This is a genomic window from Nonomuraea sp. NPDC059007, from assembly GCF_042740555.1.
Taxonomy (GTDB): Bacteria; Actinomycetota; Actinomycetes; order Streptosporangiales; family Streptosporangiaceae; genus Nonomuraea.
On the sequence record NZ_JBHYJD010000009.1, the window covers coordinates 332,247 to 353,988 of the forward strand.

The following is a 21,742-nucleotide window of genomic DNA, read 5'->3' on the forward strand; positions in this document are numbered from 1 at the left end:
TGGCTCGGCAGTGAGTAAAGGGATATCGCCCGTCCATCTAACGATGAGATTTACTGGTTGTGAATGCTCGCGAGCATGACAAAGATCACAACACTCAGCGGGTTTGTAAAAACACGGAATGTGCCTGACCTGTTTCAGGGGGCGCGATTCCGGAATTCTCCGGCTTGTTGCTGCGCGTGCGGCAGGTCAGGGGCGGGTGATGGCCACGGCGTCGTAGGGCGTGGCCGGCGTCGGCTTTGTCGTGAAGCGGGCGTTGGGGAGGTACAGCCGGGACCTGAACGCGGCCACGGTCGTCGGGATGTCGAATCGCGGACTGCCCACCCGGCGCACGACGCGGCCGTCGGTGCCCGCCGCGTTCACGCGCAGTGTGGTCAGGCGGCTGCGCTTGTTCGTGACCCCGTTCTCCACCGCGTACAGGGTCCGGCCGCGCAGCAGCAGGCCGTCCCCGTCGGGCAGGGACTGGCCGTGCAGGTTCACCCGGCGGGTCTTGCCGGACGGGTGGACGCGGAACAGCCCGCCGGTGTTCGACTGGACCACGAGCAGGCCCCGGCCGTCCGGTGTCTCGGTGATGCCGTTGGCGTTGAAGCCCTTGCCGTACTTCAGATCTCCGGTGAGCCGGATCCGTTCCGCGTCCGCGGGGAGTTGTTCGCCGCGCAGCGGCAGCTTGTAGAGCACCGGGTTGGTGGAGTCGGTGAACCACGCGGCGTCCCGGGTGAGGACGACGTCGTTGACGAACGCCGGGCCCGTGGCCAGCCGGTAGGAGGCCAGCACCCGGCCGGTCCGGGTGTCGATGACGCGGGCGTCGCCGGCCGTGCCGCCGGCGACGAACAACCGTCCGTGCTCGTCGGTCTTCATCCCGAGGGCCGGCCTGCCGGAACCTCGGCTAATGATCTTTCCGTGTCCGGTGCGCAGGTCTGCGCGGTAAATGGAGCCGTCGGCCATGGAGCCGATGAACGCGTACGGTCCGGGACCGATGGCGATGCCTTCGGGCCGGAAGCCGTCGGGCAGGGATAGGGAGGTTGGATATTTCGTCGTCGCTCCGGCGGGGCCGCCGACGGTGATGACCAGTGGGAGTGTGGCGAGAAGCGCACCCAGGACCCTGATCGATCGCATCATGTGCTGCCTTCCTGGTTTCGCGCACGCTCTCTCGAGCGCTGTTGTACATGTGATGAGTCGCGGCGATGCCGTGGCTCGCCCGACCCACGTTAAAGATCCGATAGGTACCTTTCGGTACCTTACGCACCATGAGTACCTTTGACCGGCCGGGTGACGTCTTCCTGGCCGACTGCCCGGCCCGGCTCGCCGTCGAGATCCTCAGCGACAAATGGTCGGTCGTGGTCGTCTACGCCCTCGGCAACGGCCCGCGCCGCCATGGCGAGCTCAAGGCCCTCATCGGCGGCGTCAGCACGAAAATGCTCACCCAGACCCTGCGCAGGCTCCAGCACCACGGGCTGGTGCGCCGCGAGGCGTTCGCCGAGGCGCCGCCGAGGGTCGAGTACACGCTCACCGACCTGGGGAAATCGGCACTGGAACCGGTCGACGCACTGTGCCGCTGGGCCGAACAGAACGGCGACGCCGTACTGGATGCCCAGGAAAGCGAGGTGCCCGGCTAGGGACCCGATTCCCTGCATGTCGATCTCCGCGCGCTGCCGGCACGGGTGGCGGGACCGCCCGAGTTAGAATACGGTCGTACCGATACGAGTGTATTCAACAGCGGAGCGACACCAGTGCCCAAGAAGGTCGATCACGGGGAACGGCGCCGCCACATCGCGGCGGCCCTCCTGCGGGTCATCGAGAGGGAGGGCATGGAGGCGGTCAGCGTGCGGACCGTGGCGGCCGAGGCCCGATGCTCCGTGGGCGCCATCCAGCGCCACTTCACCAGCAAGGACGAGATGCTGCGATTCGCGCTCGCCGAGGTGATCGAGGCCTCCGGTGAACGGCTGCGCCACCTCCCCCTGACCACGGACGGCCGGCGCTTCCCCGAGATGCTGCGCACGGTGATCCTCGCGGTCCTTCCGCTGGACGCGGCCCGTCGTGGTGAGGCCCTGGTCTGGGCCGCCTTCTACGCGCAGGCGGCGGCCCGCCCCGACTTCGCCGCGGCCATCGCGGAAGTGACCAGGGAGTCGCGGGGCCTCCTGCTCGTGGCGTTGCGGCTGGCCGAGGAGTGCGGACGGCTGCGTCCAGGCCAGGACCACGAGGCGCTGGCCCAGTTGATCATGGCGGTCATGGACGGGCTGATGTGGGCGATTCTCGTGGACCCGGACGGCGTACGCGGCAGGCACCTGGACGCGGTGGACGCCACGGTCGCTCTGCTGTGCACGGAAGACGAGGAAGGGAACCGATGAGAGTCCTGATCTGTGGCGCGGGCATCGCCGGGCTGGCCCTGGCCGGGCTGCTGGAGCGCGACGGGCACGAGGTGGTCGTCGTCGAGCGTGCTCCGGCGCCCCACGGAGCCGGGTACATGCTCGACTGCCAGGGGCCCGGGTTCGACGCCGCCGAGAGCATGGGGCTGCTGCCCGAACTGCGCGCGCGGGCCTTCACCCTGTCGGAGCTCGTCCACCACGACGACGAGGGGACCGTGACCGGTCGGTACATCGACGACCGGCCCGGCGCCGACCGGATTCTGTCGATGATGCGGGGCGAGCTGGAAGACGTTCTGTACCGGTCGATGCAGACCCGGGTCCGCTTCGGCCGTACCGTGCACTCCTACCACGACGTTGGCGACGGTCTCGCCGTGACATTGAGCGACGGCGGCGTGGAGCGCGCCGACCTGCTCGTCGGCGCGGACGGCATCCACTCGCGGATCAGGACGCTGACCTTCGGCGCGGCCGGGCACACTCTGCTCGACCTGGGCTTCCACACCGCCGCCTACGTCTTCGACGACCCCGAGACCGCCCGCGCCCTGGGCAACGACCTGCACATGCTGGAGGCGCCCGGTCAGCAGGTCGGCGCCTATCCCGCGCACGACGGGCGGGTCGCGACCCTGTTCACGCACCGCACCGCGCCGGGCGCACCCCTGCCCGCCGACCCGCGTGCCGAACTGCGCAAGGTGTACGGCGGGCGCGGCTGGCTCGTGCCACGGCTCCTGGACAACTGCCCGGCGCGGCCGTACTACGACCGCGTGGCCCAGATCGACCTGCCGGCCTGGAGCCGGGGCAGGGTGACGCTGGTGGGCGACGCCTGCCAGGCGATGTCCCTGCTCACCGGGCAGGGCGCGGGAATGGCGCTGGCCGCCGCCCACGCCCTGGCCGGCGAGCTACGGGCGGGCGGCGACCTGGAGGCGGCGCTGGCCCGGTACGAGCGGACGGTCAAGCCGGTGGCCGTGCGCGTACAGGCAGAAGGGCGCGCGACGGCCGAGGAGTTCGTCCCAGCCGCATGAGGCCCCAAACCAAGATCACCGTGACGCTCGTTGCCGCCGTCGACCATACGCGGCATCCCGCGCCCGCTGTCGGCAATTCAGGGCCACGGTGGTCAGGGGCCGTCCCGAATTCGGGTCTAGCCCTGCCGGCCCGCCCGGTTGGGCACCTCGGCCGGCAGCGCCATCTGCCGGGCACCGGCCGGGCCGCGCGGATCTCCGCCGCTGCATGACACCCACGGGCGCGGGCCGTACAGGCGCAGCGAACTCATCCGGCGTGCCCGCGGCCAGGTCAGTGCGGGCAAGCCGCCTGCCGATGCTGTTCGGGGGGAGGGCTCTCGTGGTGGTGAAAGGCGGCTCCCCGTTCAAGGCCCCGGACGTGGAACGGCTCGGCCCTTGCTCATGCGCAGGATCAAGGTGACGGCGTCCTCCGACTGGGCCGCCGGCGTCAGAACCTGCTGTAAGAGCAGGCCACGAATCGCGGCGACGGCGACGGTGGCCACGGTCTGCGCTTCCTCGGTGCCGTGGCCTTCGCGTTCCGCGAGCGAGGCCAGCATCTTGGTCAGGTCGTCGAGCGAGTCGATGAACTCACGAAAGTCCTCCGGCCTGTACGCGGCCAGTCCCACCACGTGAAAGAAGCCGCGTACACGCGACAGTTGCTCCGGCCGGGTGTACGCCCGCCAGATCGCCACGACGAGGTCGTCGAAGGTGCCCCGCTGGGCGAGGTCGAAAAGCGCCGCGTTGTCGCGGGCTCGCTGTGCCTTGAGCATGGCGGCCAAGACGCCCGGGAGTGACCCGAAGTGGTATCGCAGCAGGGCGTGGCTGGTCTCGGTCCGTGCGGCGATCTCGCGGAGCGACACCTCCGGTGAGGGAAGGTCCTCGCCGAAGGCGTCGAGAAGCCGAGCCAGGAGACGCTCGCGTGCGTCGCCTTTGCGTTCCGTGCTTGACAGGATCACTCCCACAGTTTATCCATTGGAAAAGAAGGGCCGTGTTGCTTCACACATGGTCGCAGTCGGCTCGCAACGGCGGAGGGAACGACTCGTGGGACGTTTTCAGGTGGTTGGCGCGACGGTCGTCGACGGGTCGGGTCGCGACCCCGCCGACGTCGACGTCACCGTCGAAGACGGGCGGATCACCCAGCTCGGTGCCTCCGGCGCTGACGGCGAGCGCCTCGATGCCGGGGGACTGACGATGACGCCCGGCCTGATCGACGCTCACGTTCACCTGGGCTTGTCGAGCCCGATCCAGCCGCAGTTCTCGTTTCAGATCAGTGCCGCCGAGATCGCGGCGGACATCTTCGCCACGGCCGGCGCGACGCTCGACGCCGGCTTCACGACCGTCCGGGACACCGGCGGGATCGACGGCGGCGTCGTCACCACGATCGCGAAGGGCAAGGTCAGGGGGCCGCGCGTCCTGTCGTGCGGACCGGTGCAGTGCCAGATCGGTGGGCACGGCTACTACGGAGCCGACTGGGAACCCACCGAGCTGTGGAGCAGCCATCACACTCCGGGCCTGTGCGCCCTGTCCATGATGTCGGGCAACGCGGACGAGCTGCGAGGCAACGTGCGCGAGGCCTTCCGTCGCGGAGCCTCCTTCCTGAAGCTCTGCGTGACCGGCGGAGTGGTCGGTGCGCTCGACCGGCTGACCGACACCCAGTTCACCGTGGAGGAGATCGCCGTCGCCGTTCAAGAAGCCGCCGCGCGGGGCACCTACGTGACGGTTCACGCCCACAACAACGACGGCATTCGGAACGCGGTCGAGGCCGGGGCGCGCTGCGTAGAGCACGGCACCGACCTCGATGAGTCCACGGCCACCCTGATGGCCACCCGCGGCGTCGCCCTCGTGCCCACGTTCGCTGTCGTCGAGCAACTGCTGCGTGACCCCGCTGGAGCCGGCCTCGGCGAGTCGGCCCGCGATCGGGTGACGGGTGTTCGCGAGCGGATGACGGAGGCGCTCGCCGTAGCCAGGAAGGCCGGAGTGCGGATCGGGCTGGGTTCCGATCTCATCGGTCCGGCTCAGGAGCGTCGAGGCGAGGAACTCAGGTTGCGCGCGGAGCTCGAGACGCCGATGGACGCTCTCGTGGCGGCCACGAAGACCAACGCCGAGATCCTTGGCCTGGCCGGCCAGGTCGGGGTCATCGCACCCGGTATGCAGGCAGACCTCGTGCTCTGGAACGGTGACCCGCTCGAAGATCCGAAACTCTTCGCCGACCCCGCCAACGCCATCGTCGTCGTCCAGGCCGGCCGCGTCGTGAAGGACCTGCGATGAGCGCCATGTGGCAGGGCTGCCTCGCCGACACCGACTACTTCGAGACACGTTCCAGCGGCGGTCACGACTACGGCATCTGGGTCACCACGCCACCGCGATACGATCCCGCCACGACGCAAGCGCCTGTCGTGTACGTGCTCGACGGCAACTGGGCCGTGGGCATGACGGCTCCGCTCATCGTCACCCAGTTGGACCCCATGCAACAGATCAAGCCCTACATCCAGGTCAGCGTCGGTTACGCGGGCGAGGAAGCGCAGCACTGGGCACGGCTGCGCAACAGAGACCTCGTGCCACCCGGCGAGCCCATCGCCCAGGAGTTCATCGACGCCGTGGGGATGGGCGTGCGGACGGGCGGGAGGACACGCGAGGAGGCCGACGCCTACCTCGCCGAACTACGCGACACCCGAGCCGACAAGTTCCTGAGCTTCCTGACCGCGGACCTGCACCCACGGATCGAACGCGACTACGGCACAGCCACGAGCGGTCACGGCCTTTACGGCTACTCCTACGCCGGACTCTTCAGCCTCTACACCTGGCTCAGCGGCGGCACGCTCTTCGAGAGCATCGGAGCGGGCAGCCCCGGCGTCGCCAGTGCGGAAAGCCAGGTCTTCACCCAGCTCAAGGAGATGGGTGACAGCCGGCATGCCGCCAAGCTTCACGTGACCTTCAACGACCGGGAGCTTCTCGGGGACCTGGCCGTCTACCAAAGCATCACGAAGAACACGGCCACGCTCCTGCACCGCCTCACCTCCCGCGGCGGAGCCGTCACCAGCGCGATCCTGCACGAAACGCACGTGACCGGCCTGCAGGCCTCATTCCTCAGCTACCTCAGAACCTGCCGTGCCCTGTGAGTGCGGGCAAGAGTACCCCGGGAAAGGGCCGGCAATCAGGGCGCTAAGGGTCATTCAGGCTTTGATCGCGTCGGTGCGATGCAGGCGCCAGGCGGCGAGCGTTGGCGATCGCCAGCATGACCACCGACAGGGCGAACACCATCAGGCTGGTGGCGGAGCCCGTCCTTCTAGCGGGTTCGGGTGCTGTAGGAGTGGGCGCCGGTCCCGGCCAGGGCGCCGCCCTCGACGATGAGGTACTCCGGCCGGATGGGCGTGCCGTCCAGCCAGCATTCGAGGATCTCGCGGGTCCCTGCCGCATAGCGGGCCTGGGCCGACAGCGACGAGCCGGAGATGTGCGGGGTCATGCCGTGATGCGGCATGCTCCGCCACGGGTGGTCGGCCGCGGCGGGTTGCGGGAACCACACATCGCCCGCGTACCCGGCCAGTTGCCCGTTGTTCAGCGCGCGGACGATCGCGTCGCGGTCGGCGATGCGCGCCCGCGCGGTGTTGATCAGGTACGCGCCGCGCTTCATCGTGGCGATGAGCGTGTCGCCGAACAGCCCCTCGGTCTCCGGGTGCAAGGGAGCGTTGACCGTCACCACGTCGCAGTGCGGCACCATTGAGGCGGTGTCGCGATGGTAGGTGAGCCCGAGCTCCTGCTCGACCTCGGCGGGCAGCCGGTGCCGGTCGGTGTAGTGCAGTCGCACGTCGAACGGCTGGAGCCGGCGCAGCACCGCCAGCCCGATCCGGCCCGCGGCCACGGTGCCGACGGCCATGCCCTCCAGGTCGTAGGAGCGGGTCACGACGTCGGCGATGTTCCAGCCGCCGTCCAGGACCGTCCGGTGGGCGGGCAGGTAGTTGCGTACCAAAGAAAGGATCATCATGACGACGTGCTCGGCGACGCTGATGCTGTTGCAGTAGGTGACCTCGGCGACGGTGACGCCGTGGGTGATGGCCGCGTCGAGGTCGACGTGGTCGGATCCGATCCCGGCGGTGATGGCCAGTTTCAGTTCGGGGGCGCGGGCGAGGCGCTCGGCGCTCAGGTAGGCGGGCCAGAACGGCTGGGAGATCACCACGTCGGCGTCGGCCAGTTCCCGCTCGAAGGCCGCGCTGTCCTTGTCGGAGGTGACCACCAGGATGTGGCCGCGTTCTTCCAGGAAGCGACGCAGGCCAAGCTCGCCGGACACGCTGCCGAGCAGGTGGCCGGGGGTGAAATCGACGCCCTTGGGGCTGGGCAGCGTCTGCCCGTCCGGGTAGCCGGTCAGTTCGGGCAGCCCGTCGCGGGCGTAGGACGTGGGGTAGCCGCCGATCGGGTCGTCGTACAGGACGCACAACACCTTGGCCATGGCTCTGCTCCTCCTCGGTGGGGATGACCTCACTGTCCAACGGGCAAATCCGCAGGTCAAAGCGTTTGTGGCTATCGGGTGATAGGTGGCGTCTATGCCAGGTACCCGACGGTGAGCCGGTCGAGGACCTCGCGCAGGTCCACCTCACGGGCCACCTCCAGCAGTGCCCGCGCGATCACCGGCTCCGGCCCCGCGCCCGCCGTCACCAGCCCCACCCTCGGCTGCCTGGCCACCTGCTCCAGGCGAACCACCCGCATGCCCTCCGGGACGCCGAACATGTGCAGCCACGCGTGCGCGATCACACTCGACCAGCGGTGCGTGGCCACGTGCGCGAACAGCGCCGAGACTGTGTCGGTCTCGATCGCCGCTACGGCCACCGCCCCGGCGCGGGCGAAGTGGGCGTCCAGGATGCGGCGGTTGCGCATCTCGGGGGCCAGCAGACAGAGCGGCAGCGCGGCCACCTCCGCCCACCGGACCGTGCTGCGCCCGGCCAGCTCGCCGTCGGCGGGGGTGAGCAGCAGATAGCGCTCCTCGTACAGCGCGACGGCGCGCATCTCGCCGAGGTCCTCATCGTCGTCGAGGTAGGTCATCGCCATGTCGATCTCGAAGTCGGCCAGCCGGCGGGCGATCTGCCGCGACGACAGCGATGTCAGCCGGACCCGCACGTGCGGATAGCGTTCGCAGAACGGCGTCGTCAGCAGCGAGGCCGCGGTGAGCGCGGTCGGGATGGCGCCCAGCCGCAGCGTACCCGCCAGGCCCTCGCGCATCCGCGACAGGTCCTGGCGCAGCGCGTCGGTGTCGGCCAGGATGCGGTGCGCCCACAACAGCACCCGCTCGCCCTCCGGCGTCAGCCCGGCGAAACGCCGGCCGCGCCGCACCAGCGGCACATCCAGCTCACGCTCCAGCTTGCCGATGGCCGCCGACAGCGACGGCTGCGAGACATGGCAGGCCGCGGCCGCCCGCCCGAAATGCCGCTCGCGGGCCAAGGCGACGAGGTACTCCAACTGGCGTAACAACACGGCCAAGGATCACCCGCCGTCCATGTCATCTCTCCCGCGGCTAGCCTTTTTGAGACTACTCAGTGCTCGGCGACCTCCCGCGCCCGCGCGTCCTACCGTGCACTCGACCGGCTCGCCGCCCTGACACCGATCGAGCCGCCGGCCGCTGAACCCGGCCGGGGTGGCCCGCCCCACACCCGCTACGCCGTCACCACCGCAGGTCAAGATTGGTGGACGAGTTACAGGCTCCGGGCTCCCGTCGCGAAGGTCTGCCGACCGAAGGGAGGCCGCCCCGCTGGGCGTTCTCCGCACTCGTCAGGACATGAGTGGGTGCGGGAGCTATTTGACTGGTATTTGTCGATCACGTGATTGGCCGAACAGATGCCGGATCTTAGGGTCACTGGTATGACGTCAGGCAAAGGGGATGAGCGGGAGCGCATCCTCCAGGCAGCGTTCCGGCTGTTCGCCGCGCTCGGCTACGACGCGACGGAGGTCGTGCAGATCGCCGAGGCGGCAGGGCTGAGCACGAGGGCCGTGACCTCCCAGTTCGGCGCCAAGCGCGACCTCTACCTGGCGGTCATGGAACGCGCTCACGCCCTTCACTCGGCCGTCGTGGAGGCGAGGGTCAAGGACGTGCAGACCGCTCCGGTCGCGGAGAAGGCGGCGGCGATCCACCGGCTCATCGACGCCTACATCGACTTCTCCGCCGACAATCCCGAGGTGCCCGCACTGTGGATGCACCGGTGGTTGTCCGACGCCCGAGACGTCAGCAACCTCGAGGCGGAGTACGTGCAGCCGCTCGCCGAGTTCGCCATCGAGAACATCATCCCCGTGACCGAGGCCCCGGACGCCGACGTGCACTTCACGATCAACACCTTGGTGTGGTGCGTGCACGGGTTCGTGCTCAGCGGTGTGTTCGACGCGTCGGGACGGCGGCGCGGCCCCGACGACCTACGCGCCATGCGGCGCTTCCGCGCCCACATGCACCAGATGATCCACCGGACGCTTGGACTGCCGGGTTCACCGCCTCCGGCCGTGTGACGGCTTTCTCCGGACCCCTCACTCCGGCGAAGGACTCGATGAGCGAGCCCTGCTCGCTGCCCACGTGGTACGGATGGATCTCGTCGAAGCCGAACGAGCCAAGGGGCCGCACCCGCCCGTCTTCTTGCAGGCACGCGCCACTTTCGCCCCTGCGGCCAGCCCACGGTGATCAGCCCGTCGGCGCACCAGCGCGCGGTCTCCTCGCTCACGGCCGAGCCGACGAGCGCGGGCGGTTCGATGGGCAGCGTCCACAGCCCGGCCCTGTCCACCGGGACCAGGCACTCGCGCTCGGTGCCCTTCTGGAGAGATGCTGGGGTATATGACCGCATCGTCACGTTTGTGGCAGGAGGCGTCATGAATACCAAGGAGTGGACCGTCAAGATCCTCATTACCGAGGACGACGAGGACAAGCGCACCTCGGCTACCGCCGTGCTCTACGCGATCGACAACAGGCGGCACGAGAGCGTCGGCTACGCCCGCCGTAACCCCGACGACCGTCCGATCCCCGAGATCGGCGACGAACTGGCCGCCGGGCGCGCGCTGATGGACCTGGCCGACAAACTCCTCGGTGACGGAGCCGAGGACATCGCCGAGATGGCCGGCCCCGCCCGGGCCATCTGAGATCCGCGCGCCGAGCAGTCCCGACGCGGGCCGTCCCTGGCTGCCCGCCCCGATCAGCATGCCCGCCGCGCCGTTCGCGCCGAGCACCCCGAGCGGGCGCGGGCGGCGCGCGAGCCGGTGAGCGGACTGCCGGTACGCGGGATCAACTACGACGTCGGCACCGCCTACGTGCCCGGCACCCTGTCGCGGCCGGAGTGGGACGCCGTCCACGCGGGCGAGGACCTGCGCGTCATCGCCGCGGAGCTGCACTGCACGGCCGTCTGCGTGTTCGGCACCGACATCAGCCGTCTGAGCGAGGCCGCCGAACTCGCCCTGGAACGCGGCCTCGAGAATCGCCCGCACCGACCCTTATGCCTGGGAGCCCAAGGCCGCCTTCCACCGTCTGGCCGGGATCTACCGGCGCTCAGGCTGAGCGGCGAGGCTCCGAGTCGCCATCTGGGGCGGAAGATCACCTGTAAGGGGAGCTGCTGCGGGCGACCTCCAGGAAGCGGGCGACCAGGGGGTTCTGGTCGTCTCGGCGCGAGCTCGCTGCGACGGTGGTGCGCATGTTGTTGGGTTCGATCCGGCGGTAGGCGACACCCTTGAGGCGGATCCGGCGGATGCTCGCGGGGGCGAGCGACACGCCGAGTCCCGCCTCGACGAGCGCGCAGACCGTCTGCCATTCGACCGCCTGCTGGCCGAGGCGGGGCTCGAATCCCGCGTTGCGGCACAGGCCGAGGATCTGGTCGTGGACCGTCGGCCCCGCACCGCGGGGCAGCAGTACGAACGGCTCGTCCGCGAGCGCCTCGATGGGCAGGACGCGCTGGGCCGCGAGGGGGTGGGCGGCCGGCAGGATCGCGATGAACTCCTCGGACAGGATCGTCTCTGTCGCCAGCCCCGGCTCGTCCGGCGGTTCACGCAGGAGCCCGATGTCGATCACGTGCTCGTGCAGGGCGATCACCTGCGGGGCCGTGGTCATCTCGCGGATCTCCATGTTCACCTGGGGATACCGGTCGTGGTAAGCGCGCAACAGGCCCGGCAGGACGGTCAGCGCGAGCGATGCGGAGAAGCCGATCCGGATGCGACCGGCCTCACCACTGCCGGTACGGCGGGCCGCGTCCAGACCGGCGGCGATCTCATCGAGCGCGCGCCGGGCGGCGGGCAGAAGTTCCTGTCCCGCCGCGGTGAGGGCGACCCGGCCGGGTCCTCGGGTGAACAGCGGGTGTCCGACCTTCGTTTCCAGGCGGCGGATCTGCTGGCTGAGCGGTGGTTGCGCGATGCCCAGCCGCTCCGCTGCGCGTCCGAAGTGGAGTTCCTCGGCGAGCACCGCGAAGGCGTGAAGCTGCTGGAGTCCGAGTTCAGGGCGGTCCATATCTGCAGAGATATCACAGGGTTCCTGCAGAGGTATTGGACATATCACCGCTGGATGTCTACCTTCGCCGCATGAGTGAGCGACGCGTGATCTTGAGTGGTTCCACGTTCGAGGAGGAGATCGGCTACGCGCGGGCGGTGATCGACGGCGACTGGGTGCACGTGTCCGGGACGACCGGGTTCGACTACGCGACCATGACCATCTCCGACGACGTGGTCGAGCAGGCCGAGCAGTGCCTGCGCAACGTCGAATCGGCCCTGACCGAGGCGGGCTGCTCGTTCGCCGACGTCGTCCGGGTCAGATACCTGCTCCCCGACCGTGCGGACTTCCAGCCGTGCTGGCCCACCTTGCGCCGCTGCTTCGGCGAGATCCGCCCGGCCGCGACCATGCTCGTGTGCGGCCTCGCCGATCCCCGCATGAAGTTCGAGATCGAGGTGTACGCACGACGTTCACGAGCGCCAGAGCCGGAGTCCGCTGCCGCGGGCTGAGCTTCACGCGGCAATCACGCAACACCGGGCACCGCACGGCCGCTCGGCGGAGCGGTGCCCAGGTGGTTGAGCGGGTTTGTGACATAAAACGATGGACAATCATCACCGAGAAATCTTGGCATGGCCGTAGGGTTAATGAAGTGGCATTGGAGTTACCGTCTAGCACGTTCTCTGGCCTGCCCTAAATCCTGCGGCAAAGCCGATGTCGTAGGCCTCTTGGTTGGACCTTCCGTAGTAAGGGTTGCCGCACTTCGCTCCGGCTTCGAATCCTTCCGCGTAGCCGTTCGAGCAGATCTTCCTTTGCTTCTTCCCGAAGCTTCTGCAGACGGGCGGCGCGGCTTCCGATGCCGCCGTGACCTGGCTTTCACCAGTGGACTTCTGAACGATCGAGGCCTGCGAGGTTCCGACCGTCCCCAACAGGAGGGCGGCGATCAGCGGGCTGGCGAATAGCGCACGTTTTCCGTACATCCTCATCTCCTTCCTCATGAAGGCACTATTGGATGGCCCGGTAAGGCCGATCCACATGAAGATGAACCACTGCGTTCTACCATCGTACTCGTTTGATTTGCCGGCAGGTCCAGACCGTTGACTTCAATACGAGCGCGGCTTTGCCTGGCGTACACCGTCAGGGGGCGCTGCGGTAACGCGACCGCCGGCCCCGGCGGCAAGGCGAACACCGGGATCGTGGCGGCGGCCGGCGTACTGCCGGATGACGTCCGGGTGGAAGGCACCGGCCACGCGGACGCCTCCGGTGGCGGGGAGGCCGACAGCGGGGTACGGCTCGACTGACTCGTGCCCGGCCTGAGGTCACGTGGTTGACGCTCCGCCCAGGAAGGTGACCGGATGAGGGCCGATCTCCCGCCCATGAAGGCTTCGTGTCCAGCAGCGACCGTGACTTCCCGGCGAGGTGCCTGGCCGGCGCCTGGGGAGAGCTGGGCGACTTCGACCGCGCACGGGCCGTCGCCGCGTCGATCGCCGACCCGCGGGAGCGCGCGCTGGCGTCCCTGGCCCGGCTCGCCCCCGCCCCGCTGTCGGCCCGCCTCCTCTGCCTGGCGCTGGCCCAGGACGCCGACCACACCAAGATCCTCCACATCCTCGCCGACCTGGCCCCTGACGCCCTGCGCACCGCCCGCTCCTGGACTCCGCCACTGCTGCTTCCCTGAGCTGTGTGGCCGGCAAGCGCGTCAAGCTGGCGCCCAGCCGAGGGATCCGCGGCCGGAGCTCGCTAGGTGTCGCGGCGCAGCGTGAACCAGAAGGTCGGCACCGAGTTGGTGCCGGGTGTGACGTCGAGGAGTTCCCAGCCGCGGAACCTGGTGCGGAGTTCGTCGGCCGTGACGCCCGCCGCCCACGACGTGACCTCGGGGACCGGGTTGCCGAGCGGCTCGGGGCCGTACCCGAACATCAGCAGCCGTGCGCCGGGAGCGGCGCGGTGTGTGAGCCCGGCGGCGTAGGCGTCGCGGCGGTGCGGTGGGATGCCGCAGTAGCAGCTCAGGTCGAAGAACAGGTCGAAGGGGCCGGGCACGTTCAGCTCGTCGAGGCGGGTGGCGTCGCCGTGCAGCAGCCGTACCGCCACGCCGGCCGTCGCGGCCTTCGTTCTGGCCTGGTCGACGGCGCGGTCGATCAGGTCGACGGCCGCCACGTCCCAGCCGTGCCGTGCGAGGTAGACGGCGTTGGTTCCCGTGCCGCAGCCGAGTTCGAGGGCGCGGCCGGGCGGCAGTGCGCCGTGCCCCTCTACCAGGGCGACCAGCTCGGGCGGGGTCACGCCGGTGTCCCACGGCGGCTTGCCGGCGCGGTAGTAGCCCTCCAGCGCGCGGTGGACGGACTTCTCCTCCTGCCGTGCGGAGGCCAGGTCCGGTTCGTTCATCGTCTCCTCCAAGAGATTAGAGTTGAACTCTAGTGATGCACTCTAGAGATATACTCCCAATATGGAAAAGGTCAAGCGGCCGGACAAGCGGGCCGAGCGCTCACGGCGTACCCGTGAAAAGGTCATCGAGGCGGCTCGGGAGCTGTTCATCGCGCAGGGTTACGGGGCGACGAGCCTGCAGGAGGTCGCGGACCGGGCGGGCGTGGCCGTCCAGACCATCTACTTCGTCTTCCACAACAAGCGCACGCTGTTCAAGGACGTCGTCGACACGTCCATCGCCGGTGACGCCGAGCCGGTCGCCACCATGGATCGAGAGTGGTTTCGCGCCGCGTGCGCCGAGCCCACCGCGGCGGGGCAACTGCGGGCGCACGTCTGCGGCACCCGCGAGATCCTGGGCCGGGTCGCTCCGATCATGCCGCTGATCGCGGCTGCCGCGGCCACCGACCCTGAGATCGCCGAGCAGTGGCCGGACACCCCCGACCCGCGCTACACCGTGCAGTACGCGGCGGCCGTCGCCCTGGCCGGCAAGCCTGACATCCGTCCCGGCCTCTCGGTCGAGATGGCGGCGGACCTGCTGTTCGGCCTGCTCAGCCCGCAGCTCTACCTGATCTTCGTCCGCGACCGCGGCTGGTCGCCGGACACCTGGGAAGAGTGGGCCCGCACCGCCTTGACCGCCCAGCTCTGCGCTGATCGCGGCTAGGTGCGAGGGCGCGGCTGGCACTCTCCGGCACCGCGCCCTTTGCCTGGCCGCTCTTGGCGTCCCCGTCTCAAGGGGAACGTAGCCTGCCGGCGCGAGCCAGCGCTTCGTCCAAGGCGTCGGAGGAGTCCGCGCCGGCGGGGATGATGTTGTCCGCTCCGATGATCTCGGTGGTGCCGGTCTTGTCCAGGACCTTGCGCAGGGACGGCTGGACCCCGGCCAGGATCAGGGTCCCGCCGACGTCTCGCATCTTGGTGGCGTGCTTCTGGAAGGCCTTCATCAAGGTCGAGGACGGTACGTCGGGAAGCGTCTGCAACAAGAGCACGAGGATGCTCCCATCAGCGTGGTCGATGCGCGGCCAGCTCTGGTTGATCCTGTTGAGCTCGGCGAAGAAGCTGACCCCGGTGTAGCGCAGCACGAGGGTCTGCCCGGGTTCGAGCTGCTCGGGGGGTTCGGAGGCGGTCCATCGGCCGCTGCGCGGTGAGCGGGTGAGCCGGACGAGCCGGGCGTTCTTGGCGATCTGCCCACAGAACAGGGCTAGCGACAGGAAACTGCCGATCAGGATCGCGTGCTGGAGCGGCAACTGCGTGGTCGCCAGGAAGGTCGCGATCATCGAGGTGAGCGGCGCCCAGGAGGTGGCGGCGACGAGCTTGATGTCGCCCAGCCGGTGGACGACCAGTTCCACGCCGATGACGATCACCAGCCCGCCGATCACCGGCATGGGGATCAGCTCGGTGACGGATCCGGCCGCCAGCACGATGACGGCCAGCCACAGCCCGGCGAAGATCCCGGCCCACCTGGTGCGGGCTCCCGCGCTGGTCGCGATGCCGGTGCGGGACAGCGAGCCGCCGGTGGGCAGCGCCTGGAACAGCCCGCCGAGGACGTTGGCGTAGCCCTGCGCCTTGAAGTCGGCGTCGACGTCGGTGCGGCTGCCGTCGGGATTGGGTACGGCGGCGCCGATCCCGGCGGCCTGCGCCAGGGCGACCAGGGCCACCGCGAAGGCGCCCAGCCCCAGGGCCGGTGCGGCGGCGAGGCCGGGGAGCTGGGGGAGCGGCAGGCCGGAGGTGACCTTGGCGATGTCACCGACGAGTTCCACCTTCAGATCGGCCACCGCGACCACCACGGTGACGACGACCAGTGCGACCAGCGTGGCGATCGGCCGCAGCGGGCGCAGCGCCCAAGCCGCCGCCCACACCGCGATGGTCGCGAGGCAGACTCCGACGGTGACCGGTTTCCAGGAAGCGATGTGGGTGATCCAGTCGGCGATCTGCCGGAGCTTGTTGTGTCCCGCGGGCTCGTACCCCGTGGCGTCACCGAAGGCGCCCACGATGATCTGGACGGCGATTCCCGTGGTGAAGCCGGTCATGACGGCGTTCGACACGAAGCTCATCAGGGCGCCGAGCTTGAGGAAGCCGAACAGCAGCATCACGACGCCGGCCATGACGGTCAGCATGGCCACGTTGCCCAGGTTGTGCGGGTCGAGCCCGGCCTCGGCCAGGACGCTCTGCGCCGACAGGGCGATGGCGCTGGTCAGCGTGGTCACCATCAGCACGGTGCGCGCGGTCAGCGAGCCCACGAGGGTGGGCACCATGCCGGAGTACAGGCCGAGCACGGGATTGAAGCCGCCGATGTTGGCGTAGGCCATGCCTTCGGGGATGCTGAACAGCCCGGTGACCAGCCCGGCGATGGCGTCCCGGCCGGTGGGCCGTCCCAGCTTCACGAGCCCGCCACCCGCCGCACGGGGATCAGCGGGCGCTGCGTGGTCCGCACCAGCACAGGAGGTGGAACTTCTGCGGCGACCCGGCGCGGGCAACCCCCTCCCAGGACGAACCAGGGCGAGAGGGGTGCGTTGATCATCGCGCCGAGCGCCTTCGGCGTGCGGCGCCGCGCGGAGGGGACCAGTCGATCTCTCATCTCGGGGCCGCGGGAGGGCTACGGCGTGACGATGTTGAAGTCGCGATCCGGGGTGTCCAGGAGCCCCAGCAGCGTGATGAGCGCCTGCGGATCGCCCTCGCTCCGTACGCCGTCGTGGCTGCGCGTGGCGACCATGCCGAGCAACTGCGGCTTGGTCAGCGTCAGTGTGAGGTCGGCTGGGGTTCCTTCGTGGTCGTGCGTCTGTACGAGCACGCCGTTGGCGAGGCGGAGCCGTACCGTCTGCTGAAGGTCGGTGAAGTGGCAGTCGATCGTCAGGCGGGTGTCCCAGGCGCGGGGGCCGTCGATGCGGATGGCGATGGAGTCGAAGATCTGCTCGACGCTCAGGGCGCGGGCGACGTCGTGGCTGGCGGTGTCCAGGCTGGCGTCCGCCTTGTCGCCGCGCAGTTCAGCGGCGCCCTGGAGGTAGAAGTTGCGCCAGGGGCCGTTCTCGGCGCCGTGGCCGAGCTTGTCGTAGACCTTGGCGAGCAGGTCGCGGGCGTCGGTGTTGTCCGGGTCGTCGAAGACCACGTAGTTGAGCATCTGGGCCGCCCAGCGCAGTTCGCCCGCGTCGACGGCGGCCTTGGCCTTGGGCAGGACGGCCTCCGCGCCGCCCATGAACTCCACATGTTTCCTGGCCGACTCCTCGGCGGGCAGCTCCCACAGGTGCGCGGGGTTGCCGTCGAACCAGCCCATGTAGCGCTGGTAGATGGCCTTGACGTTGTGGGAGACCGAGCCGTAGTAGCCGCGCGCGTGCCAGGACCGCGCAAGCGTGGGCGGGAGCTGGATCATCTCGGCGATCTCCGCGCCGTTGTAGCCCTGGTTGAGCATGCGCAGCGTCTGGTCGTGCAGGTAGGCGTAGAGGTCGCGCTGCTCGGTCAGGAATGTGGTGAGCGCCTCGGTGCCCCAGGTCGGCCAGTGGTGCGAGGCGAACAGCACGTCGGAGCGGCCGGCGAACAGTTCGATCGCCTCGGTCAGATAGCCGGCCCAGACCCGCGGGTCACGAACCATGGCGCCGCGCAGCGTCAGGATGTTGTGCAGGTTGTGGGTGGCGTTCTCGGCCATGCACAGGGCACGCCGGTCGGGCAGCGAGAAGTTCATCTCCGCGGGCGCCTCGGTGCCCGGCGTGAGCTGGAAGACGATGCGTACGCCGTCGACCGTCTCCTCCTGGCCCGTCTCGGTGATGGACAGGTTCGGCTCGATCAGCGAGATGGTCCCCGTGGAGGTGGTCTGGCCGAGTCCGGCGCCGATCTGGCCGGCGGGGCCTTTGGCCAGCTCCGCGCCGTACATGTAGATCGCCCGCCGGTTCATCGCGGTGCCCGCGTAGACGTTCTCGGCCACCGCGTGCTCCAGGAAGCCGGAGGGGGCGATGATCGGGATGTCCGCGCCGTCGGGCACGACTCCCCGGACGCCGCCGAAGTGGTCGGCGTGGGAGTGGGTGTAGATGACGGCCGTGACCGGACGGTCGCCGCGCTGCTCCCGGTAGAGCTTGAGCGCCGCCGCGGCGCACTCGGCCGACAGCAGGGGGTCGACGACGATGACGCCGCGCTCGCCCTCGATGAAGGAGATGTTGGACAGGTCGAACCCGCGTACCTGGTAAATGCCTTCAGCGACCTCGAACAGCCCGTGCTTGGCGCAGAGCCGGGACTGGCGCCACAGGCTCGGGTTGGCCGTGTCCGGGCAGTCGCCGTCGAGGAAGGCGTACCACTCCAGATCCCATACCACCGCCCCGGACTCACCGGTGATCTTCGTCTCCGCCGCGGTCGCGACGAATCCTCTGTCGGCGTCGGTGAAGTCTGTCCGGTCATCGAACGAGGGCAGGTCGGTCACAACTACTCCTCAGGGCCGCTCATGATCCTGGCCCTCTCCTCACTTCCCGGCCCTCCTTCTGGGCAGCGCTACGAAAGGGTCATTTGTCGGCATTCGCGGCAAGCGGGAGCGTGCTGTCCTGGGTGTGGCACTCCCAGGAAGTACGCGGCCTTCATCCGCTCCGATGACCTTGGAAGAGTCGCAGGTGTCTGTCATGCGGAACCCGACGTCAGGGGCGGCCGGTGTCGAGCACGTTGTCCGCCTGCCGACTTCCTATGCCGAACGTAACACATGCGCGTAAAGGAAAGAATCTCTTGCGCTTGGTTGAATGTCTCTGCATCTATGTTGCATACTCCCTCTAGCGAGAGAAGCTCTCGCGTTTTGGAGAAGCTGTCCGGTCAAGGAGCCTGCATGTCTGAGAGAACCCCCACCGCTCCCGTGCTCGAACCGGCGGCAGCGGCGTTCGCCGAGGCCACCGCCCAGCCGCCCTACCTGTTCCAGATCCCCGTGGAGGAGGCTCGCGCCGCGGTCGACGAGGTGCAGGCGGGCGAGGTCGCCAAGCCCGAGGTGGATGAGGAGTGGGTCACCGTCGAAGGCGGCCCGACCGGCTCGGTGAGAGCCCGGATCGTCAGGCCCCGGGACGCCGTTGGACCGGTCCCCGTGGTGATCTACATCCACGGCGCCGGATGGGTGTTCGGCAACGCCCACACGCACGACCGTCTCGTCCGCGAGCTGGCCGTCGGCATCGGGGCCGCCGTGGTCTTCCCCGAGTACGACCGTTCGCCCGAGCACCGCTACCCGGTCGCCATCGAGCAGAACTACGCCGTCGCCCGCTGGGTGGTCACCCACGGCGCCGGCAAGAACCTGGACGCCGAGCGCGTCGCCGTGGCCGGTGACTCCGTCGGCGGGAACATGGCCGCCGCGCTGACGCTGATGGCCAAACAACGCGGGGACGTGTCCCTGCGGGCCCAGGTGTTGTTCTACCCGGTCACCGACGCGAGCTTCGACACCGCCTCCTACCATCAGTTCAGCGAAGGCTACTTCCTGCGCCGTGATGCCATGCGGTGGTTCTGGGACCAGTACACCACCATCGACGCCGAACGCGCCGACATCACCGCCTCGCCCCTGCGCGCGTCACTGGAGGATCTGGCCGGACTGCCACCGGCGCTGGTCATCACCGCCGAGGCCGACGTGCTGCGCGACGAAGGCGAAGCCTACGCCGCCAAACTCCGCGCCGCCGGGGTCCCCGTCGTCGCCGTTCGCCACCTCGGCATCATCCACGACTTCGTCATGCTCAACGCCCTGCGCGACACCCACGCCGCCCAAGCGGCCATCGACCAGGCCGTCCACGCACTGCGCACCGCACTCCACCAGAACTGACCCACGCAAGCGCGGAACGGAGTTCCCGCACCGGTCGCCCCTTCCGCAAGGAGACATCATGTTCCGTCCCGAACGCACCACCTCTCGCCCGGCCGTCGGTAACCTGGCCAAGCTGGCTCTCGCGCCCCTCGTGATCGGCTCCCTGCTGGCCGCCACCACGACCGGCGCCGCCGCCTCCCATGACAGGGGTTCGAGCAGGGCCAAGCCGACCGTCGTCCTCGTCCACGGCGCCTTCGCCGACGCCTCCAGCTGGGCCGACGTCATCAAGCGCCTGCGCCGCGACCACTACCGCGTCATCGCCGTGGCCAACCCCCTGCGCGGCCTGCACGACGACGCCGCCTACGTGCGCAGCCTCCTGGACACCGTGCAAGGCCCCGTCATCCTGGCCGGCCATTCGTACGGCGGTTCGGTCATCACCCAGGCCGCCGCCGGCAACCCGAACGTCAAGGCCCTGGTCTACATCGCCGCGTTCATCCCCGCCACCGGCGAGAACGCCGCCGAACTGGCGGCCAAATTCCCCGGCGGCACCCTCGGCGACACGGTGAGCAGCGCCTCCTACCCCCTGCCCGGCGGCGGCACGGGCACCGAGCTGACCATCAAGCAGGACCGCTTCCACCAGCAGTTCGCCGCCGACGTCCCCGACGCCACCGCCGCCGTCATGGCCGCCACCCAGCGGCCGGTCTCCACCGCCGCCCTGGAGGAAAAGGCCACCGAGACCGCCTGGAAGACCATCCCCTCCTACGCCCTCGTCGCCGGCCGGGACCTCAACATCCCGCCCAAGGCCCAGAAATGGATGGCGGAGCGGGCCGACGCCCACACCGTCACCGTCCCCGGCGCCTCCCACGCGATCACCGTCTCCGAACCCTCGGAGGTCGCCGACCTCATCCGCCGCGCCGCGCGCGACTGAACCCACCCCAGCCGGCGACCAGCCGCTCGGCACCGAAGGCGGGAGGCGTGGTCAGGGACGGCGTCCCCCACCACGAGCCTCAGTCGCGATGCTCCCGTTCGATTCTCTCGATGAGGAGTTCGATCTCGTACTCGAAGAGGGCGTCGACCTCGACCGTCATCGCCGACAGGCCGCCGCCGAGTTCGAGGCTGACGATGCCGTGCACGCATGACCACACGGCGACCGCGAGCCGGAAGTCCGCGGAGCCCGCGGCTCGGGCGGCGAGAACGTCGTCCTTCTGATAGGTCGCCGGTTCGCCGGCGAACTCGGCGAGGACGCCCAGGAGGATCACCATGAGCGAGCGGGCCGCGGCGGCCAGAGATTCGGCGTGCGCGTCGTAGCCCGGTACCGGGGGCTTGAACAGCAGCTCGTAGCGGTGCGGCTCGGCCAGGGCCCAGGCCCGGTAGGACCGGGCCAGCGCGCGGAAGCGCTCTTCAGGGGTACGGCCGGCCGCCTCGCCGCCCAGCTTCTGGGCGATGGCGTCGTGCAGGTCCTCGTAGGCGTCGATGACCAGGGCGGTCAGCAGGTCGTCACGGCTGGCGAAGTAGCGGTAGAGCCCGCCTCCCGACACTCCCAGTTGCTTGGCGATGGCGTTGATCGAGATCGCCTGGGGCCCGCCTTCCGCGAGCTGGTCCAGGGCCGTCGCCTTCACGTCCTCCCGGACCTGCTCGCGGAAACGTTCACGCATCGAGCTACGGGGGGCGGGTGTGGGCATCGCATCCTCCTATGGGTCTAGCAATCATAACATGGCCCACAGAAGCAAAGAATATTTCGCTTTGACTTGAGCTGTGATGTTTGGCAATGCATAATCCGTAAAGCGAGAAGTTCTCACAGAGT

The 21,742-nt window shown here is 69.2% G+C and carries 24 protein-coding genes; 13 read left to right on the forward strand and 11 right to left on the reverse strand.

The features are described 5' to 3' along the window. Window positions 1-186: 186 nt before the first annotated feature. Window positions 187-1,116, reverse strand: a complete 930-nt coding sequence (locus ACFWY5_RS18000; protein ID WP_379610944.1) for an SMP-30/gluconolactonase/LRE family protein — start codon at window positions 1,114-1,116, stop codon at window positions 187-189. Between the two features lie 128 nt (window positions 1,117-1,244). Here ACFWY5_RS18000 and ACFWY5_RS18005 point away from each other — a divergent pair, with 128 nt between their 5' ends. The 3 genes from ACFWY5_RS18005 (at window position 1,245) to ACFWY5_RS18015 (ending at window position 3,379) form a co-directional block, all read left to right on the forward strand. After that, on the forward strand, window positions 1,245-1,613 hold the full coding sequence (locus ACFWY5_RS18005) for a winged helix-turn-helix transcriptional regulator (protein WP_379633062.1): 369 nt from the start codon (window positions 1,245-1,247) through the stop codon (window positions 1,611-1,613). A 114-nt stretch (window positions 1,614-1,727) separates the two neighbouring features. Next, window positions 1,728-2,345, forward strand: coding sequence for a TetR/AcrR family transcriptional regulator (locus ACFWY5_RS18010; protein ID WP_379610947.1), 618 nt, complete (start codon window positions 1,728-1,730; stop codon window positions 2,343-2,345). After that, window positions 2,342-3,379, forward strand: a complete 1,038-nt coding sequence (locus ACFWY5_RS18015; protein WP_379610949.1) for an FAD-dependent monooxygenase — start codon at window positions 2,342-2,344, stop codon at window positions 3,377-3,379. The genes ACFWY5_RS18010 and ACFWY5_RS18015 overlap by 4 nt, the downstream gene beginning before the upstream one ends. Before the next feature lie 116 nt (window positions 3,380-3,495). Here the strand turns inward: ACFWY5_RS18015 and ACFWY5_RS18020 are convergent, their stop codons facing one another. Together ACFWY5_RS18020 and ACFWY5_RS18025 are read right to left on the reverse strand one after the other, a co-directional pair. Beyond that, window positions 3,496-3,627: a hypothetical protein gene (locus tag ACFWY5_RS18020; RefSeq protein WP_379633064.1), complete on the reverse strand. Its 132-nt coding sequence runs from the start codon at window positions 3,625-3,627 to the stop codon at window positions 3,496-3,498. Window positions 3,628-3,720: 93 nt separating this feature from the next. Continuing rightward, window positions 3,721-4,311 carry a TetR/AcrR family transcriptional regulator gene (locus ACFWY5_RS18025; RefSeq protein ID WP_379633066.1) on the reverse strand — a complete coding sequence of 197 codons (591 nt, stop codon included), beginning with the start codon at window positions 4,309-4,311 and terminating at the stop codon, window positions 3,721-3,723. Between the two features lie 16 nt (window positions 4,312-4,327). On the opposite strand from ACFWY5_RS18025, the gene ACFWY5_RS18030 reads away from it, so the two are divergent. Then, window positions 4,328-5,623 (forward strand): amidohydrolase family protein, encoded by a 1,296-nt coding sequence (locus tag ACFWY5_RS18030; RefSeq protein ID WP_379610954.1) that lies wholly within the window; start codon window positions 4,328-4,330, stop codon window positions 5,621-5,623. After that, window positions 5,620-6,474, forward strand: coding sequence for an alpha/beta hydrolase (locus ACFWY5_RS18035; protein WP_379633068.1), 855 nt, complete (start codon window positions 5,620-5,622; stop codon window positions 6,472-6,474). Before ACFWY5_RS18030 ends, ACFWY5_RS18035 begins: the two co-directional genes overlap by 4 nt. A 167-nt stretch (window positions 6,475-6,641) precedes the next feature. On the opposite strand, the gene ACFWY5_RS18040 is transcribed toward ACFWY5_RS18035, so the two are convergent. Continuing rightward, on the reverse strand, window positions 6,642-7,799 hold the full coding sequence (locus ACFWY5_RS18040) for an NAD-dependent formate dehydrogenase (RefSeq protein ID WP_379633070.1): 1,158 nt from the start codon (window positions 7,797-7,799) through the stop codon (window positions 6,642-6,644). Window positions 7,800-7,891: 92 nt separating this feature from the next. Next, window positions 7,892-8,818 (reverse strand): LysR family transcriptional regulator, encoded by a 927-nt coding sequence (locus ACFWY5_RS18045; protein ID WP_379633115.1) that lies wholly within the window; start codon window positions 8,816-8,818, stop codon window positions 7,892-7,894. Between the two features lie 384 nt (window positions 8,819-9,202). On the opposite strand from ACFWY5_RS18045, the gene ACFWY5_RS18050 reads away from it, so the two are divergent. Both ACFWY5_RS18050 and ACFWY5_RS18055 read left to right on the forward strand, forming a co-directional pair. Beyond that, entirely contained in the window at window positions 9,203-9,838 is a 636-nt protein-coding gene (locus ACFWY5_RS18050) for a TetR/AcrR family transcriptional regulator (protein ID WP_379633072.1), read from the forward strand. Between the two features lie 354 nt (window positions 9,839-10,192). Next, window positions 10,193-10,459: a DUF1876 domain-containing protein gene (locus ACFWY5_RS18055; protein WP_379610959.1), complete on the forward strand. Its 267-nt coding sequence runs from the start codon at window positions 10,193-10,195 to the stop codon at window positions 10,457-10,459. Window positions 10,460-10,907: 448 nt separating this feature from the next. Here the strand turns inward: ACFWY5_RS18055 and ACFWY5_RS18060 are convergent, their stop codons facing one another. Beyond that, complete coding sequence (locus ACFWY5_RS18060; protein ID WP_379633074.1) at window positions 10,908-11,810, reverse strand: LysR family transcriptional regulator; 903 nt, start codon at window positions 11,808-11,810, stop codon at window positions 10,908-10,910. 71 nt (window positions 11,811-11,881) lie between these two features. Between ACFWY5_RS18060 and ACFWY5_RS18065 the strand changes: the two genes are divergently transcribed. After that, window positions 11,882-12,298, forward strand: coding sequence for a RidA family protein (locus tag ACFWY5_RS18065; protein ID WP_379610964.1), 417 nt, complete (start codon window positions 11,882-11,884; stop codon window positions 12,296-12,298). A 159-nt stretch (window positions 12,299-12,457) separates the two neighbouring features. Here ACFWY5_RS18065 and ACFWY5_RS18070 read toward each other — a convergent pair whose 3' ends face one another. After that, window positions 12,458-12,784 carry a hypothetical protein gene (locus tag ACFWY5_RS18070; protein WP_379610965.1) on the reverse strand — a complete coding sequence of 109 codons (327 nt, stop codon included), beginning with the start codon at window positions 12,782-12,784 and terminating at the stop codon, window positions 12,458-12,460. 99 nt (window positions 12,785-12,883) lie between these two features. Between ACFWY5_RS18070 and ACFWY5_RS18075 the strand changes: the two genes are divergently transcribed. Both ACFWY5_RS18075 and ACFWY5_RS18080 read left to right on the forward strand, forming a co-directional pair. Next, on the forward strand, window positions 12,884-13,087 hold the full coding sequence (locus ACFWY5_RS18075) for a hypothetical protein (protein ID WP_379633076.1): 204 nt from the start codon (window positions 12,884-12,886) through the stop codon (window positions 13,085-13,087). An 86-nt stretch (window positions 13,088-13,173) separates the two neighbouring features. Next, complete coding sequence (locus ACFWY5_RS18080) at window positions 13,174-13,461, forward strand: hypothetical protein (RefSeq protein ID WP_379633078.1); 288 nt, start codon at window positions 13,174-13,176, stop codon at window positions 13,459-13,461. A gap of 62 nt (window positions 13,462-13,523) precedes the next feature. Here ACFWY5_RS18080 and ACFWY5_RS18085 read toward each other — a convergent pair whose 3' ends face one another. Next, window positions 13,524-14,162 (reverse strand): class I SAM-dependent methyltransferase, encoded by a 639-nt coding sequence (locus ACFWY5_RS18085; RefSeq protein ID WP_379610967.1) that lies wholly within the window; start codon window positions 14,160-14,162, stop codon window positions 13,524-13,526. A 61-nt stretch (window positions 14,163-14,223) separates the two neighbouring features. On the opposite strand from ACFWY5_RS18085, the gene ACFWY5_RS18090 reads away from it, so the two are divergent. Next, complete coding sequence (locus ACFWY5_RS18090; protein ID WP_379633080.1) at window positions 14,224-14,862, forward strand: TetR/AcrR family transcriptional regulator; 639 nt, start codon at window positions 14,224-14,226, stop codon at window positions 14,860-14,862. Between the two features lie 67 nt (window positions 14,863-14,929). On the opposite strand, the gene ACFWY5_RS18095 is transcribed toward ACFWY5_RS18090, so the two are convergent. Continuing rightward, window positions 14,930-16,579 carry a SulP family inorganic anion transporter gene (locus ACFWY5_RS18095; protein WP_379633082.1) on the reverse strand — a complete coding sequence of 550 codons (1,650 nt, stop codon included), beginning with the start codon at window positions 16,577-16,579 and terminating at the stop codon, window positions 14,930-14,932. 212 nt (window positions 16,580-16,791) lie between these two features. Beyond that, the gene (locus ACFWY5_RS18100) at window positions 16,792-18,600 is read right to left on the reverse strand and encodes an alkyl/aryl-sulfatase (RefSeq protein WP_379633084.1); all 1,809 of its coding nucleotides are present in this window, start codon (window positions 18,598-18,600) and stop codon (window positions 16,792-16,794) included. 390 nt (window positions 18,601-18,990) lie between these two features. Here ACFWY5_RS18100 and ACFWY5_RS18105 point away from each other — a divergent pair, with 390 nt between their 5' ends. Both ACFWY5_RS18105 and ACFWY5_RS18110 read left to right on the forward strand, forming a co-directional pair. Continuing rightward, window positions 18,991-19,959, forward strand: a complete 969-nt coding sequence (locus tag ACFWY5_RS18105; RefSeq protein ID WP_379633086.1) for an alpha/beta hydrolase — start codon at window positions 18,991-18,993, stop codon at window positions 19,957-19,959. A 58-nt stretch (window positions 19,960-20,017) separates the two neighbouring features. Then, window positions 20,018-20,866, forward strand: coding sequence for an alpha/beta fold hydrolase (locus ACFWY5_RS18110; RefSeq protein ID WP_379633088.1), 849 nt, complete (start codon window positions 20,018-20,020; stop codon window positions 20,864-20,866). Between the two features lie 79 nt (window positions 20,867-20,945). Here ACFWY5_RS18110 and ACFWY5_RS18115 read toward each other — a convergent pair whose 3' ends face one another. Next, the gene (locus ACFWY5_RS18115; protein WP_379610973.1) at window positions 20,946-21,620 is read right to left on the reverse strand and encodes a TetR/AcrR family transcriptional regulator; all 675 of its coding nucleotides are present in this window, start codon (window positions 21,618-21,620) and stop codon (window positions 20,946-20,948) included. Between the last annotated feature and the right edge of the window lie 122 nt (window positions 21,621-21,742).

What these genes read in the sequence shown, in the direction of transcription:
- ACFWY5_RS18035 (WP_379633068.1), top strand. Translation starts at nt 5,620, where the DNA reads ATGAGCGCCATGTGGCAGGGCTGCCTCGCCGACACCGACTACTTCGAG.
- ACFWY5_RS18090 (WP_379633080.1), top strand. Translation starts at nt 14,224, where the DNA reads ATGGAAAAGGTCAAGCGGCCGGACAAGCGGGCCGAGCGCTCACGGCGT.
- ACFWY5_RS18000 (WP_379610944.1), bottom strand. Translation starts at nt 1,116, where the DNA reads ATGATGCGATCGATCAGGGTCCTGGGTGCGCTTCTCGCCACACTCCCA.
- ACFWY5_RS18040 (WP_379633070.1), bottom strand. Translation starts at nt 7,799, where the DNA reads ATGGCCAAGGTGTTGTGCGTCCTGTACGACGACCCGATCGGCGGCTAC.
- ACFWY5_RS18070 (WP_379610965.1), bottom strand. Translation starts at nt 12,784, where the DNA reads ATGAGGAAGGAGATGAGGATGTACGGAAAACGTGCGCTATTCGCCAGC.
- ACFWY5_RS18050 (WP_379633072.1), top strand. Translation starts at nt 9,203, where the DNA reads ATGACGTCAGGCAAAGGGGATGAGCGGGAGCGCATCCTCCAGGCAGCG.
- ACFWY5_RS18115 (WP_379610973.1), bottom strand. Translation starts at nt 21,620, where the DNA reads ATGCCCACACCCGCCCCCCGTAGCTCGATGCGTGAACGTTTCCGCGAG.
- ACFWY5_RS18005 (WP_379633062.1), top strand. Translation starts at nt 1,245, where the DNA reads ATGAGTACCTTTGACCGGCCGGGTGACGTCTTCCTGGCCGACTGCCCG.
- ACFWY5_RS18085 (WP_379610967.1), bottom strand. Translation starts at nt 14,162, where the DNA reads ATGAACGAACCGGACCTGGCCTCCGCACGGCAGGAGGAGAAGTCCGTC.
- ACFWY5_RS18065 (WP_379610964.1), top strand. Translation starts at nt 11,882, where the DNA reads ATGAGTGAGCGACGCGTGATCTTGAGTGGTTCCACGTTCGAGGAGGAG.
- ACFWY5_RS18055 (WP_379610959.1), top strand. Translation starts at nt 10,193, where the DNA reads ATGAATACCAAGGAGTGGACCGTCAAGATCCTCATTACCGAGGACGAC.
- ACFWY5_RS18015 (WP_379610949.1), top strand. Translation starts at nt 2,342, where the DNA reads ATGAGAGTCCTGATCTGTGGCGCGGGCATCGCCGGGCTGGCCCTGGCC.
- ACFWY5_RS18060 (WP_379633074.1), bottom strand. Translation starts at nt 11,810, where the DNA reads ATGGACCGCCCTGAACTCGGACTCCAGCAGCTTCACGCCTTCGCGGTG.
- ACFWY5_RS18110 (WP_379633088.1), top strand. Translation starts at nt 20,018, where the DNA reads ATGTTCCGTCCCGAACGCACCACCTCTCGCCCGGCCGTCGGTAACCTG.
- ACFWY5_RS18020 (WP_379633064.1), bottom strand. Translation starts at nt 3,627, where the DNA reads ATGAGTTCGCTGCGCCTGTACGGCCCGCGCCCGTGGGTGTCATGCAGC.
- ACFWY5_RS18105 (WP_379633086.1), top strand. Translation starts at nt 18,991, where the DNA reads ATGTCTGAGAGAACCCCCACCGCTCCCGTGCTCGAACCGGCGGCAGCG.